This is a genomic window from Nostoc commune NIES-4072, assembly GCF_003113895.1.
GTDB lineage: Bacteria > Cyanobacteriota > Cyanobacteriia > Cyanobacteriales > Nostocaceae > Nostoc > Nostoc commune.
On record NZ_BDUD01000001.1, the window covers coordinates 5,906,023 to 5,921,356 of the forward strand.

The 15,334-nt window shown below is 42.3% G+C and carries 11 protein-coding genes; 7 read left to right on the top strand and 4 right to left on the bottom strand.

Going from position 1 to position 15,334, the window contains the following annotated elements; genetic code table 11:
- Positions 1–83: 83 nt before the first annotated feature.
- From CDC33_RS26315 to CDC33_RS26340, 6 genes are all read left to right on the top strand, one after another.
- Positions 84–1,193, top strand: a complete 1,110-nt coding sequence (locus CDC33_RS26315) for an RNA-guided endonuclease InsQ/TnpB family protein (protein WP_109007771.1) — start codon at positions 84–86, stop codon at positions 1,191–1,193.
- 203 nt (positions 1,194–1,396) lie between these two features.
- A complete protein-coding gene (locus tag CDC33_RS26320; protein WP_109011421.1) occupies positions 1,397–1,678 on the top strand; it encodes a 4a-hydroxytetrahydrobiopterin dehydratase in 282 nt (93 codons plus the stop codon).
- 629 nt (positions 1,679–2,307) lie between these two features.
- Positions 2,308–4,062: an iron uptake porin gene (locus CDC33_RS26325; RefSeq protein ID WP_109011422.1), complete on the top strand. Its 1,755-nt coding sequence runs from the start codon at positions 2,308–2,310 to the stop codon at positions 4,060–4,062.
- Between the two features lie 480 nt (positions 4,063–4,542).
- Positions 4,543–5,505, top strand: coding sequence for a cysteine synthase A (cysK, locus tag CDC33_RS26330; RefSeq protein ID WP_109011423.1), 963 nt, complete (start codon positions 4,543–4,545; stop codon positions 5,503–5,505).
- A 15-nt stretch (positions 5,506–5,520) separates the two neighbouring features.
- Positions 5,521–6,243 (top strand): J domain-containing protein, encoded by a 723-nt coding sequence (locus tag CDC33_RS26335; RefSeq protein WP_109011424.1) that lies wholly within the window; start codon positions 5,521–5,523, stop codon positions 6,241–6,243.
- A 156-nt stretch (positions 6,244–6,399) separates the two neighbouring features.
- Positions 6,400–7,272 (top strand): 6-carboxytetrahydropterin synthase, encoded by an 873-nt coding sequence (locus CDC33_RS26340; protein WP_109011425.1) that lies wholly within the window; start codon positions 6,400–6,402, stop codon positions 7,270–7,272.
- Positions 7,273–7,334: 62 nt separating this feature from the next.
- Here CDC33_RS26340 and CDC33_RS26345 read toward each other — a convergent pair whose 3' ends face one another.
- The 4 genes from CDC33_RS26345 to CDC33_RS26360 all read right to left on the bottom strand — a co-directional run bounded on the left by CDC33_RS26345 (position 7,335) and on the right by CDC33_RS26360 (position 11,666).
- Entirely contained in the window at positions 7,335–7,892 is a 558-nt protein-coding gene (locus tag CDC33_RS26345; protein ID WP_109011426.1) for a Uma2 family endonuclease, read from the bottom strand.
- 32 nt (positions 7,893–7,924) lie between these two features.
- Entirely contained in the window at positions 7,925–8,920 is a 996-nt protein-coding gene (locus CDC33_RS26350; RefSeq protein WP_109011427.1) for a PrsW family intramembrane metalloprotease, read from the bottom strand.
- Positions 8,913–9,833 carry a class I SAM-dependent methyltransferase gene (locus CDC33_RS26355; protein WP_109011428.1) on the bottom strand — a complete coding sequence of 307 codons (921 nt, stop codon included), beginning with the start codon at positions 9,831–9,833 and terminating at the stop codon, positions 8,913–8,915. The genes CDC33_RS26350 and CDC33_RS26355 overlap by 8 nt, the downstream gene beginning before the upstream one ends.
- A gap of 153 nt (positions 9,834–9,986) precedes the next feature.
- Positions 9,987–11,666, bottom strand: a complete 1,680-nt coding sequence (locus tag CDC33_RS26360; protein WP_109011429.1) for a DUF3352 domain-containing protein — start codon at positions 11,664–11,666, stop codon at positions 9,987–9,989.
- Positions 11,667–12,324: 658 nt separating this feature from the next.
- On the opposite strand from CDC33_RS26360, the gene CDC33_RS26365 reads away from it, so the two are divergent.
- Positions 12,325–14,967: a M1 family metallopeptidase gene (locus CDC33_RS26365; RefSeq protein WP_109011430.1), complete on the top strand. Its 2,643-nt coding sequence runs from the start codon at positions 12,325–12,327 to the stop codon at positions 14,965–14,967.
- Positions 14,968–15,334 lie beyond the last annotated feature (367 nt).

The following is a 15,334-nucleotide window of genomic DNA, read 5'->3' on the forward strand; positions in this document are numbered from 1 at the left end:
TTTTTTATGGATAAATTTTATCAACAAGAAAACTCTCTTTACGAAGCTGTGATTATTGCTTACTACAAGCCAGTAGAATCTACATGAAACGTACTGTTAGTATCCCAGTTGATTTACCATCGGATAAATTTTTACCTTTGATGAACCAGTGTGCAGAGATATTTAACGCACACGTTGACTGGGCTATTGCTAAGAGTAGTTACAACAAAAATAAGGCACACAAGGAACTGTATCACTTGTTAAGAGTTCAGTATCCGTGTGTGCCTTCTGCGCTATTGCAAACAATCAGAGATAACGCACTTGAAGCTATCAAAGCTACAAAATTCAAGAGCATTCCCAAGAAAAAACCAACATCGGGATTAAGGTACGATAAACGCACAATGACGCTAAGAGGAAAGCAATTAACCCTCTCGTGCATTGGGAAACGAGTCACTTTAATTCTTGATGTTCCTGAATATTTTCAAGAAGTGTTTGAAACTTGGGAATTTTGCGGTGCAACTGTTACCTGTACTAACAACACCAAGCAATTCTGGGTGAGATTGGTTTTTGAGACAGAAGACCCGCAACAGATAGAAGGACAAATTCAAGGAATTGACCGAGGCTTGTATCATCAAGCTGTTACCAATGATGGTCAATTTTTCAGTTCTTCTAAAATCAGGGAAGTACAAAGACGTTATTTACATAATCGTCGTAAACTCCAGCAAAAAGGCACTCGCAGTGCCAAACGTCGTTTAAAGGCGATGTCTGGACGCGAGAAGCGGTTCATGCGGGATACGAACCATTGTGTAAGTAAAAAGTTAGTCAACCAACCCTTAATTGCGGTTTTTGTACTAGAGGACTTGTCCAGTATTCGCACTCAGCGACGCGGCAAGAAAATGAATAAATGGTTGGGTAGTTGGGCGTTCTATCAGCAAGAGCAGTTCTTGGCTTACAAGGCAGAAGCGTTGGGAAAACGAGTAGTACACCAAGATCCTCGTTATACCTCCCAAAAATGCAATATTTGTAAGCACATCCGAAGAACAAATCGGCACAAGTCCAGATTTCATTGCAAAAATTGTGGACATCGGACACACGCGGATCTCAATGCTGCCAAGAATGTTCGGGACGACTATATTCTCTCCTCTACCCAGTTAGGGACACAGGAGCAGGCATCAGTCAATATGCCGTATGTTTCAGCCGATTCTGTCGGTTAGTTACAAGCCCCATCCCCTTGTGGGTGGGGCGGTTGACAAACAGATGTGAGCAATAACATCTATATACTAAGTCTGATTTAAATATGCACACAGATATTATTCCCTACTTTATCTTTTCATCATTTCTCTATGGAAAACAAAAGAGATTTGATTTGATGAAATAAATGATATGTCCCAAATAATCCGACTAGGAATTTCTTTATATGGCACAACTACTGACTGAGGCAGAAATTCAAGAAAGTGCAAAGTTTCTGTCAGGTTGGACTGTTGAAGGCTCCAAGTTAAAGATTACCCGCACATTCAAGGATTTTATCCAAGCAATTGAGTTTGTTAATAAGCTGGTGGAGCCTGCGGAATCGGCAGGACATCATCCAGATTTAGAGATTTCCTACAATAAAGTGAAGATTGCACTCACAACACATGATGCAGGTGGACTGACACAGGCTGATTTTGATTTAGCGCAGGCGATTTCCCAAATTAACTAAGTAATTTATTCTAACATCTTTAAAGTAGTTAACTGGAAGTCACAGCGACGGAAGGGAGACGCAGGGTGTAGCAAGCTTTAAGATTAAAAGTACAGGTTTTGGTTTAGAGGGCGCTGGTTTCAAAACTCTTGATTCATAAGCTGGTGTTTGCGATCGCAATAGGAGATAAGCTACCCCGTATAAAGGCTTTGCCTAAATTTGTATAGCTGAGTCAGTGTGTTTTTATTAGTGGGCGAATTTCAGTAGGTCTAACTGCAAGAAGGGATTTTTACCGACATGCTAAGTGTCTAACCTTGGAGCAGTTTAGCCTACGTAGCGAGCGAATGCCCTAAAGCCTACTCTCTGCTTAGATATTTAGATAATTATGTGTGACAGTTACTAAGGCGATCGCTCCAATCTTGTCATCTAGATCCGATGTTTTATAATGTTATGATATAAAGATATGTTTTTGCATAAGTTAATCAGATAAGTTTTTAACCCTAAGTTAATCGTTTATTAGCTTTGCAAAAACTAAAATTGTAGTAGTGGCAACTATGCCTCATCCACAGGTTTCAATGAGATGTCGCATTTCTGAGAATTAGGTGCAACGAAACCAATTATCTAAACAAGGTGTGAGGAGTAAAGAGAAGATGTCTAGTATATTGTGGAAATCCTTAGTGGTTAGCCCAGCAGTTTTGGGAGCAACATTGTTAGTTTCGGCAACAGCAATGGCGGTTCCAAACAAAACAACTGTTGTATCACCAGCCGCACAACCAGGTGTAACTGAAGTTACCCAACAGCCAGAAATATTGGCTCAGACAACCATTGATCAAGTTAATCGCTACAGCAACGAAGGCAACCAAAATAATTCTCAGTCTCAAGTAACATCGGTTTCTCAATTTTCCGATGTACAACCCACCGACTGGGCATTCCAAGCATTGCAGTCTTTGGTTGAGCGCTATGGTTGTATTGCAGGTTACCCAAATGCTACTTATCGCGGTAACCGTGCTTTGACCCGTTATGAATTTGCTGCTGGTTTGAACGCCTGTTTGGATCGGGTTAACGAATTAATTGCCACAGCAACAGCTGACTTAGTTACCAAACAAGATTTAGCTACTTTACAACGGTTACAAGAAGAATTTTCGGCAGAATTAGCAACTCTACGCGGCCGCGTAGATTCCTTAGAAGCGCGGACTGCTGAATTGGAAGCTAATCAGTTCTCTACTACCACCAAACTAGTTGGTGAAGCAATTTTTGCAGTTAGTGATGCGTTTGGTGGTAACACTGGTGACAACAACAACACCGTCTTCCAAGATCGGGTACGTTTAGACTTGCAAACCAGCTTCACTGGTAGAGACATTTTACATACACGTCTATCAGCCGGTAATGCATCAGCCTTTACACAATTTGACAACGCTAATAATCCGATCGGTACTGCTGAAGGGACACAAACATATCAAGTTGGCATAGGCAATGGCAACAACAGTGTCAGAATAGACCGCTTGACTTATGAAGTACCCATAGGGCCAGCCCAAGTTTACCTGGCAGCTAGTGGGGGACGACACAGCCAGTATGCTGCTGTCAACAACCCTTACTTTTTTGACAACACTGACGGCGGTAACGGCGCTTTATCTACCTTTGCTTCTGAAAGTCCCATCTATCGGATTGGTGGCGGTGCTGGTATAGCGCTCAATCTGCCCCTTGGTAAAGGTGGCGGTATTTTAGGAAATAGCTCAATCACTGCGGGTTACTTGGCATCACAAGCGAATATTCCTGGTCTTCAAAATGGTGTCAATCAAGGTCTGACCAACGGCGACTATGCAGCTCTTGGACAGTTGAACTTTAGTGTAGGCGATCGCGTGGCTTTAGCTGCTACCTATGTCCACGGATATAGCGCCAGTGGTGCTTTATTCGACTCTGGTACAGACGGAGCAACCGGAGCTTTTGATGTAGGTACTGGACAAGCAAACTTTTTAGGTAGTGCAGCAGGTCTTGCAACTGGTACAGCAACCCCATCCTCAAGTAACTCCTACGGTGTGTCGGCTGCGTTTAGACCAAGCGACAAATTGTCCATTAGTGGCTTCGTATCTTACCACGATGTCACAGGCTCTGGTATAGGTGATGATTATCAAGCTTGGAGCTATGGTCTTGGGGTAGCCTTACCTGATTTTGGTAAAAAGGGTAACGTTTTAGGTGTCTTTGCTGGTGCAGAACCCTATTCCTTTAACCGCCCAGGTTTTGGCGGTAATAACGATATACCATATCACTTTGAAGGCTTCTACAAGTATCGGGTGTCAGATAACATCTCTGTTACCCCTGGTGTAATCTGGTTGACCTCTCCTGGTCAAAATAGCGATAACGATGATGCAATTATCGGTACGCTCAGAACAACTTTCACCTTCTAAAGTATTGACAATCTGTCAAGAATTTAACTTTATTGCTCCCCGCCATTAGGCGGGGCTTTTTGTTGTTGATAGTAGCAATAAACCCCAGTAGTTAACCGGAGTATACTAGAAAAGTTAGGAGTGGTAAGTTAAAAGTTTTGAGTTAAGAATTAACAGTGAACAGTGAACAGTAAACAGTTATCAGTGATCTATTTATCCCTGGGTTTAAGTCCCCCACAAAGAGGTGGAATGCGTTGGTGGCGGGTCTAAATCCCCCACCATACGCCTGATAACTGATAACTGATAACTGATAACTGATTTAAAGATTTCTAACTCTGCCAGTTTTAGATTTTGGGAAAGTCTAAGCGTGGCTTTCCGGCGAATAGAACTTTTCAAAAGGAATTTTGAATTTTGCATTGAATAAAAAATTTAACGGGAACGACAAAGCCGAACAGGACTGGACTTACCCATGACTTTTAACTAATAACTAAGGGCTAAATTATGCGAATTGCTCGTAACATTACAGAACTGGTTGGCCGTACACCCCTAGTGCAGTTGAACCGCATTCCCCAAACAGAAGGATGTATTGCACAAATTCTGGTGAAATTGGAAAGTATGAACCCATCGGCATCAGTCAAAGATCGGATTGGGGTGAGTATGATTAACGCCGCCGAAGAAGAGGGGCTGATTACTCCTGGGAAGACAGTATTGGTAGAACCTACTTCTGGAAACACAGGAATTGCTCTAGCAATGGCAGCCGCAGCTAAGGGTTATCGGTTAATTTTGACAATGCCAGAGACGATGAGTGCAGAGCGCCGGGCGATGTTGCGGGCCTATGGAGCAGAACTGGAACTAACGCCAGGGATGGAAGGCATGAGTGGGGCAATTGGGCGGGCGCAACAAATGGTTAATACGATGCCCAATACTTATATGTTGCAGCAATTCCGCAATCCAGCCAATGCAAAAATGCATCGGGAAACTACAGCAGAAGAAATTTGGGAAGATACCGATGGACAAGTAGATATGATCGTAGCAGGGGTGGGCACAGGTGGTACGATCACTGGTGTAGCAGAAGTGATTAAAGCACGCAAGCCTAGTTTTAAAGCGATCGCAGTTGAACCATCCAATAGCCCAGTTTTATCTGGGGGACGACCAGGGCCACATAAAATTCAAGGGATTGGGGCTGGGTTCATTCCCCAAGTTCTCAAGATAAAATTAATTGATGAAGTGATTACCGTCACCGATGAAGAAGCGATCGCTTATAGTCGGCGTTTGGCAAAAGAAGAAGGGCTATTATCTGGTATTTCCAGTGGAGCAGCTTTATGTGCGGCAATTCGCGTTGCCCAACGTCAAGAAAATGAGGGACGTTTAATTGTGATGATTCAGCCCAGCTTTGGTGAGAGGTATTTGAGTACACCGTTGTTCCAAGACCTGGAAACAAGGTTAGCCGCTAGCATCAGCTAACGATAAATTGAATTAATGGTCAATTCTAAGCACGTTTCTAACCATTACGAAACTCTCAAAGTTAGTCCAAGTGCAAGCCTTGCGGAGATTAAGCAAGCCTATCGCCGCTTGGTTAAGTTATTTCATCCTGACAGCAATCAGGAAAGTGCCGATCAAGAGCAGATAATCCGCATCAATGCAGCTTATGAAGTCTTAGGCGACAACCAAAATCGCCGCGATTATGACCAACAACTGCAAGATGACTCTCAAAAATTAAATAGCGATGTCTACGACGGGCTAGGCCTACGCCAACAGCGTACAGCATCAGCGCAAAAGCATTACCAGACCACACGAAAAACTGGACGCGATGTTGACGAGCAAGTTGAGGAATGGCTGCGCCAAGTTTACCAACCAGTAAATCGCTTGCTTTGTACCATTCTTTATTCCTTAGAAGAACAAATGGAGCAATTAGCTGCTGATCCCTTTGATGATGAGTTGTTAGATGAATTTCAGGAATACTTAAAAACCTGTCGAGATGACCTCAAGCAGGCACAAACTACTTTTCGCTCTCTACCAAATCCCCCTAGTTTAGCAAGAACAGCCGCTCACCTTTACTACAGCCTCGATCAAGTAGGAGATGGACTCGATGAATTAGGCTATTTTCCTTTGAACTATGATGAGCGTTATTTACACACAGGTCATGAACTATTCCGCATAGCTACAAGATTACACTGTGAGGCACAAGCATCTGTTACATAGTCATTGGGCATTGGGCATTGGGCATTGGGCATTGGGCAATTTCCCTGCATGTCAAAGGACTAATAACTAATAACTAATGACACATAACTTAAGAATTAGTTTATGCTGGAAGCAGAGAAAGATTAAGAAATTTTAAATTCTGCTCATAGTGTACTCATGCAATGTATTGTTAACCGCCGCGCCCAGTTTTCGGCAAGTCATCGTTATTGGTTGCCAGAACTGAGTGAAGCTGAGAATATTGAGAAATTTGGTGCTTGCTCTAGATTTCCGGGACACGGACATAATTATGTCTTATTCATTTCCCTAACTGGGGAATTGGATGAATATGGCATGGTATTGAACTTGTCTGATGTGAAACACGTAATTAAACGGGAAGTTACCAGTCAATTGGACTTCTCTTATCTCAATGATGCGTGGGCAGAATTTCAACAAACTCTGCCCACCACTGAGAATATTGCACGGATTATTTGGCAGCGACTAGCACCACACTTGCCTTTAGTCCGTGTGCAGTTATTTGAACATCCTGAACTTTGGGCAGATTATATGGGAAACGCAATGGAAGCCTACCTCACCATCAGTACTCACTTTAGCGCCGCCCATCGGCTGGCTCATCCTAACCTCAGTAACGAAGAAAACACTGAGATTTATGGTAAATGCGCTCGTCCTCACGGTCACGGACACAACTATCATTTAGAAGTCACCGTGAAAGGGGAAATTGACCCACGTACTGGGATGCTTGTTGATTTAGGTGCTTTGAACCAAGTAATAGATGATTATGTGGTTGAGCCATTCGATCACACCTTTTTAAACAAAGACATTCCCTACTTTGCTGAAGTTGTTCCCACTGCTGAGAATATCGCACTTTACATTAGCAATTTACTGCGATCGCCTATTCAGGAATTGGGAGCTAAACTTTACAAAGTGAAACTGATTGAAAGTCCCAATAACTCCTGCGAAATCTACTGTACTGAATCTGAATCAAATTCAGTCAGCGCCACCGGGAATCAGCCAGTATTGGCAAGCGTTTAGGCAATTGAAAATCTAGGCATAGGACATAGGGAATTTATCTCATCCCAATGCCCAATGCCCAACTAAAAAAGTTTACTAACTAAGCAGTTGAAACCAGGTAGCAAAGGACTTGTTAACTCATCTTGACTAAATAAAGTAGCTGCTAACTTTAATGCAGCCTGTTCACGGCGATAAACTTCAACTTTCTTCTGTATAGAATCGCAAATCCAATATTCTTGAACACCTTGCACCGAGTACAGCTTTAGCTTTGTTTCTTTGTCACGTTTCTGGTTTTTTTCGCCGGGGGATAAAACCTCTACAACTAACTCCGGTGCGCCTGTGAGATGTCCAGCTTCATCTAGTAAGTTTTTTAAGCGTTCATGACTTGCCCATACCACATCAGGTATCACATTGTCAGAATCTGAGAAAATAATTCCAGGTGCGATCGCAGCTTTACCTAAACCAGTTTCATTTGACCAATTATTAAGAACTGTAACAATATTGCCACAACTTGATTGATGATCCCAACTAGGTGATTTGGTCACAAAGAGTTCTCCATCTATAATCTCATAGCGATTTCTGCGATCGCCAGCAAATAGTTCTAGATCAGCAGTCGTCCAACGCACTGGAGTTGTTTGCATAGAAACCCCCTAGCATTTTCTTAAATCATATTTTAAAAATACCGACGACGAGCGGAATGTCGCAAATAGCGATAAATGACCCAAGCTAAAACTCCGAAAAAGAAATTTAGTGAAAAGCGACTAATTATAAACCACAAAATATCAGCATCAAAAAGCTTCGACGGACTCAAGGGACTAAGAATCCTGGCTAAAAGAAACAGCCCAAAAATAGCATTTCCACCCATTACGAGGGCAAACAGCACTAAACTCCTCTGCCAGTAACGGTGTTGGGATGTATGGCCTGAAATCAGGGTAATGGCGGCTTTGCCTTGCACTTTTCGCAGTAATTGTTCTAGTCGCCAAAACATCCACAAGAGAAATGGGAATAAACCATAACTCAGGAAACTTAAAGGTAGTGAGTAACGCCAAGCACTTGATAAGACATTAACTAGGGCATGGCAGATTACAGAATTTAGCCAAGCCCTAAAAATGAACTTTTTGTCTCGATTTAAGCGAGTGTTGGAGGAAATATAGATTCCTAAAGCATATCCCCAAGGTGCAGAGAACATGGCGTGGACTGGCATACCAATTATACGGTCTAGGATTGATGCTGTATCGTGGAAAAGGTAAATCCAATTCTCTTCGGCAGTGAATCCAAGGGCAACGGCTATGGTGAAGAGGAAAACGGTAGATGCAAATAATCGATACTTGCGTTGCAGATAGTAGGTTGGGACAACAACCGCTACAAACTTGCAGCCTTCTTCAATTGGGCCTACTTCTACAAGCTGCCGCAACGCTATTCCAGGAAGCGTAGACGCGCACCGATTTGTCGGCAGACATAGCTTAATCTGATGCCAGTGTATAACCCTGTTGACTACAATTTCAAAAATCCATTCGAGGCTAAGGGCTAAGATACCAGAGATTGCGCCGATGATAAAAAACATCAGCAACTTTAACAAAGGTGGGGCAAATGGCACTCGCCAGTAGTAGTAGCCTAGCAGCAACAAAGGTGGTATTGCTGCCCAAAGCATTAAAGAAAAATCAACCACTCACCTGAGCGATCGCTGTGCGGTGACGGTGTGTATTGTTAGTGATAGTGGGAGTTTGGAAACCCGCCTCAACAATAGCTTGCTCAATGTTCAAAGCGAAATATTCATCTAAATACGGTTCTGTACTTTTGAGCAAAGTCAAAATGTAGGCTGGCATTTTTTTGTAAACTTCAGATTTTGGATTCATATCCATGATTGCCAAGTAGCCACCCGGACGCAGCAAGCGCCGCATTTCAGCTAAAATCTGTCGGGTTGCCGATTGTGGTAATTCGTGGCACATTAGGAAAATGGAAACTAAATCAAAAGAGGCGTCAGCTAGCCCGGTAGATTCCGCTTGGGCATGAAGCCAGTTTATTTTAGCTTGACGTTGCCCAGCACGGTAATTGGCAACGGCTAAGAAGTAGGGAGATAAGTCCAAGCCTGTAATTTTGGCATGGGGATAAATTTCTTGCATGGTAAATGTACTCAAACCCACACCACAAGCTACATCGAGGATGTCTTGGGGTTGATTGGGGATTTGCACTTTGAGGATATCGTGGTAACTTTGGCGGAGTTTAGCATCTCCTTCTGCTCCAGCATCTTGCCAAATTCCAGCATGGACAGTACGGGCAGCAACTTCTAGCTCACAAGCGGCTTTCCAACTTAGGTTTCCACCTTCATAGGCATGGAATGACCGCAAATAGTATTCTGGGTAGGAAAGCTGAGGATTTTCTACTTGAGCTAGATCAGCCTTCCAATCACGCGCTTGTAGTGTTTCGACTTCCTGCGTCCAAGGTACGCCAATTCTTTCGGCACGTTTAATCATCATTTGTCTAGCTTGATGTTTGGCTAGGTCGGCTAAAGGTTTGATTGCCAGTACGCCATTTACCAAACGGGAAGCGAAACCAGGATTAGTGTTTACAGCAACGGTCATAAATCAGTTTGCATTTAACAGCTTTTTCTACTTATGACATACTTGTTGGACGCCAGTCTAGAAGCAAGTTGAATTGTGTAAGTGGGAGTGGGGAGTGGGGAGTGGGGAGATGAGGGAGAAATAACTCATGCCCAATGCCCAATGCCCCATACCCTACTTTGCACTAGGCTTGAGAGCTAACAACATCTCCAATTGACTGGTAGATTTATCAGGGCTATTAGCGGTAAAACCAAGACCACGAATGGAATTCAAGATGGTGATAGCATTGGCGTCAGATAAGATTAAACTCTTAATCAAGGGCACAGTTTGAGTTTTGTCCATATCCAGGTAGAAATAGCCGCCGTTGGGCTTTTGCAAAGAACCTGTAACGGCTTTGAAGGTATCGCTATTGTCAAGAGATGGATTTTTACGATCGCCGATCGCTTCAGCAATTGGCCCACCAAGAGCCACAAATACAGTGTCTTGATCGAGCCAACCATGTGACAATAAAGCCCCCTGTCTGGGGATTTGCCATTCCGTTACGTCTTTCCCACCAATATTTCTATTGGCGACGTTGATTTGTTGGGTTTTGGCAAGGGTATCCAATTTCGTTAAGGTGGCTTCGGCAGTTTTGCGATCGCTAGTATCAAATACTAAAGCACCTCCAAAACCAACATTTGCTAATACCCCTTGATTAGATGGAATCGCACCGATGGCAAATTCCCCATTCATCCAGCCAAAAATATCTTTATCCAGGTCAATATTGACAAATTTCAATTGTCCTCGCACCTGTTCAAGACCTTGTTTCATTTCTGGATAATTTTTTGACTCTTCTACTAGTGTTTCCCAACCACGGCTGATACCATTTCCGCTAATTAGAGCAAAAGTACCAGTAGGAAATTGCCCGACTATATTTCCCGGACTTGATTGATACTGAAATTTATTGAGTTGCGGATCTAAATTAGCGATCGCTTTTACCCGCACTCCCGCATCATCAACACCAATACCTGCCACCACAGATTTTATCTGCTTAAGCTGCGCCAGAGCTTGTGGAGGTAACTGCTTTGCCTGCGGGCTTCCGGCTGCTAATTGCTGTACCATGCCAGCATAGTCTGGTACATAAATTTGGGCGAGGCTGTTTTTGACATCCACTCCTTTGTTGAGAATACTGCTTGCACCATCTTTACTGGCAAAAGAAGACTCTCCTTTAAAGGTGTCAATTGCTTTTTCTACAGCTTGCTTTTCGGGTGCTAATACTAAGTGACTATTATTTAAAACTACGCTATATGTCGGCTTGCTATTTTCTGTAGTTTCTATAATTTTTTGACCTTTATAGTCAGATTCCTGAAATTTAACTCCTTTTTGTGACTTTAATTTGTTAGCAAAATTCAAAGCGCTGAGTTTGTCCTTGATTCCCACTATTATCAAGATATTTGATTCCTGCTGTACATTGATTGGCCCATTAGGTGCTTGAAAAGGTGCTTTCAACTGCGCTGCTTTAACAGGATTAGGTGGTAATACAGCAATCATTACACCACCAGCCCAAGGCTTTATGTCTTTTTCATAAGAAACGTTACTGTCACTGAACACTTGCTTATTGAAATTTTCCAGACCTTTTGCCACTAATTTTTGTGCTTCTGGAGTGCCAAACTGCTGTAACTTTGCCCAGGCTTGAGAGTCAGTAGTAATATAAGTTGCCATCAATGCTGTTGAAGGTACTACTTTAGCGCTGCCTAGAGCGTCTGAACTAGCTCCTGATGGGGCTTTAAAATACATATAAGCTGCTATACCTCCTGCGGCAAGTACAGCAGCACCAACAGCAGGAATGAGAAATTTGGATTTACTTTCAGGCATTTTGTTATCCTCTTTTGCTCAGATTGTCACCGAGATTTATACAAGTGTCACTGTAGAGTTTTCGGATTTATTAATAATTTCCACTCATTGATCGGTATTTACTGATAAAATTAGTAGTCCTATAAGCTAGCAGTCTAAAATAATTACTCTAAAAAATACTTCCACGAGATGGGGAGCGAATCGGCAAATGATATGCTGTTCATTTCAAACAAAATAGCCTCCTCAACAGAGGCAAGCTATCCTAAGTTATAGGACTCCTGTCTGATTTGTAAGCAAAATTTCAGATAAAACCCTGATAAACGAGCTTTTCAGTCTCAGTATGTTTTCAAAAATCAAATCGGAGTCCTATATAAGAATAATTAGGAGTGTTTGTACTTAATAACAAGTTATCGAGGTGCAAGAGACTCTTGACTCGATGACAAAAAAGTGCAAAACATCAGTAAAAGTAAATGCGGGAGGGATATGGAAAAAATTCCCAAGATCGCCAGCCGACCTTCGGAAATTCGGGTGAGATTAATTTTAATCCCCCAATCCCAAAAGGGAATTCTCACCTCCATAACGCCCTGTTGATTTGGGAAATATATTTAGACACCGCTATTTTGCTTAACTACGTCCAGCCAAGCCAGACTTTTCAGGATTACAAGGTCAGTAAGGATCAATGTCGAAGTCTTATTTTGATACAGATAATAACGTACACAAACCTTTTGAGTTACCGGGAGCAAGACCACACTACAACCCCGATCGCCCCGGACAGGTAGAGCATATTTTTCTCGATCTTAGCTTGGATATCCCAAAGCTTTCCTATCAGGGCACTTGTAGCATTCGTCTCTTACCAATTCGTAATGGCATTGACCGTTTGACTTTGGATGCTGTCAACCTAAATATCGAGTCTGTGCAAGTGGACGAGGTGCCACAAAATTTTGACTACGACGGGGAACAGCTTTCCATCCAACTTGCTGAAGTGACCCAAATTGGTAAACGCTTGCTGATTGCGATCGCCTATTCAGTGGCAAAACCGCAACGCGGTCTTTACTTTATTCAACCAGACAAGCACTACCCAAACAAGCCAACTCAAGTTTGGACTCAAGGAGAAGACGAAGACTCTCGCTTTTGGTTCCCCTGCTTTGACTACCCAGGACAATTGTCTACTTCAGAAATTCGGGTTCGTGTCCCCAACCCTCTGGTGGCAATTTCCAACGGCGAATTGATTAATACCACAGAAGATGGTGATTACAAAATCTACCATTGGTCACAGCAACAAGTTCATCCCACCTACTTGATGACTTTAGCAGTAGGTGACTTTGCCGAAATTCAGGATGAGTGGAATAGTAAAGCAGTTACCTACTACGTAGAAAAGGGACGGGAGGAAGATGCTAAACGTAGCATGGGCAAAACTCCCCGCATGATTGAATTTTTGAGCCAAAAGTATGGATATCCATACCCTTTTCCGAAATACGCCCAGGTTTGCGTCGATGACTTCATCTTTGGCGGGATGGAAAATACTTCCACAACACTGTTAACAGATAGATGCTTGCTAGATGAACGCGCTGCTTTAGATAACCGCAATACTGAAAGTTTAGTCGTCCACGAACTCGCGCACCAGTGGTTTGGTGATTTGGTGGTGATTAAGCATTGGTCTCATGCTTGGATTAAGGAAGGCATGGCTTCCTATTCTGAGGTGATGTGGACAGAACAGGAATATAGTCTCGAAGAAGCAGCTTACTATCGTTTATTAGAAGCTCGTCGTTACTTAAGTGAAGATAGCAGTCGCTATCGTCGCCCAATGGTAACACATGTTTACCGGGAAGCTATTGAGCTTTACGATCGCCACATTTACGAAAAAGGATCTTGTGTTTATCACATGATTCGGGCCCAATTAGGAGATGAGTTGTTTTGGCAGGCTATCCAAACATTTGTTCAAGATAATGCCCACAAAACTGTAGAAACAGTAGACTTACTCAGGGCGATTGAAAAGGCTACCGGACATAATCTTTTATTCCTCTTTGACCAATATGTTTTTCGTGGTGGTCATCCTGATTTTAAAGTCGCTTACTCTTGGGATGGGGATGCTAAATTAGCAAAAATTACGGTAACTCAAACCCAAGCTGCTGAAGGTCAAAATGGCAGTAAGGATTTGTTTGATTTAAAAATACCTATTGGTTTTGGCAATACCCAACAAGGAGAAGTTAGGAGTGAGGAGTTAGGAGTTAAAAATAATTCCAAACTTCAAACTCATAACTCACAACTAAAAACTTTTGTAGTGCGGGTAAATGAGCGTGAACAAAGCTTCTACTTTCCCCTAGAAAATAAGCCTCAATTTATTAGCTTTGATGTTGGAAATAATTATTTGAAAACAGTAGCATTAGAGTATCCAATATCAGAGTTAAAAGCACAGTTAGAATTTGATCCCGACCCGATTTCACGTATTTATGCAGCAGCAGCTTTGACGAAAAAAGGTGGATTAGAAGCTACTATTGCACTATCTACATCGCTGAAAAATGACCCATTGTGGGGTGTGCGTGTGGAAGCGGCGAAACAACTAGCGCAAATTAATTTAGACCAAGCCTTTGATGGCTTAGTTGTTGGGTTAAAAGATAAAAATGCTTACGTGCGACGAGCTGTAGTGGAAGCACTTGCTCAAATCAAAACTGCTGAAAGCTATAAAGCTGTGAGAGGGTTAGTACAAAAGGGCGATCCTAGCTATTATGTGGAAGCAGCAGCTTCTCGTGTGATCGGGGCGATCGCTTCTGCAAACTTGGAAGAAAAGCCCAAGGAAGATAAAGTATTAAAGCTGCTGAAATCCGTTTTAGAAGAAAAGGCGGGTTGGAATGAAGTCGTGCGGAGTGGTGCAGTTGCGGGTTTAGCTGAATTCAAAACTTCGGAAGCAGCTTTAAATTTGCTAATCGAATACACCAAACTCGGTGTACCACAACCCTTACGTTTAGCCACAATTCGCGCTTTAGGAAAGATTTCTGTAGGTCAAAGTCCGGTTAATTTAGAGCGTATTTTAGAAAAATTAACAGAACTAGCGAAAGAAACCTTCTTTTTAACGCAAGTGGCGGTAGCAGCAGCATTAGGACAAATGGAAACACCCAAAGCAGTGGGGATTTTGCGATCGCTAGTTGAACAAACAGCCGATGGGCGTGTACGTCGCTATGCTGAAGAAGAAATTTCTAAGGTGCAAAAGAATATTGGTTCAGAAAAAACCCTGCGTCAATTGCGTGAAGATTTTGACCAACTCAAACAACAAAATCAGGAATTGAGAAGCCGTTTAGAAAACTTGGAGGCAAAATCTAAATAGCATTGCACGATGTTTAAAAGTAGCTAATTGGTAATTGGTAAGTGTGGCATAATCACTACCAATTACCAAATTTATAGTATTTATAAATAATAATTCTGTTATGATTCGCGCGTTGGTTCTTCCACCTAATTATACTAATTTTAGTACTAGTACAGCACGGCGTAAATAGAGATACCATTCACAATCAAGGAAAAGCTGATAACACAAGCTTTTTGACTTTTGACTTCCGCCTTGCGGTATTAGCTCTTTCAAGGTGACTGATGAAATCTCTTTTTTCTCTCTGCGCTCTTTAGTCTCTGCTATTAAAAAGTAATTAATTTAACCTTATTAAGTATAGAGAACACAGAGTAAAAAGATAAATTTCTAC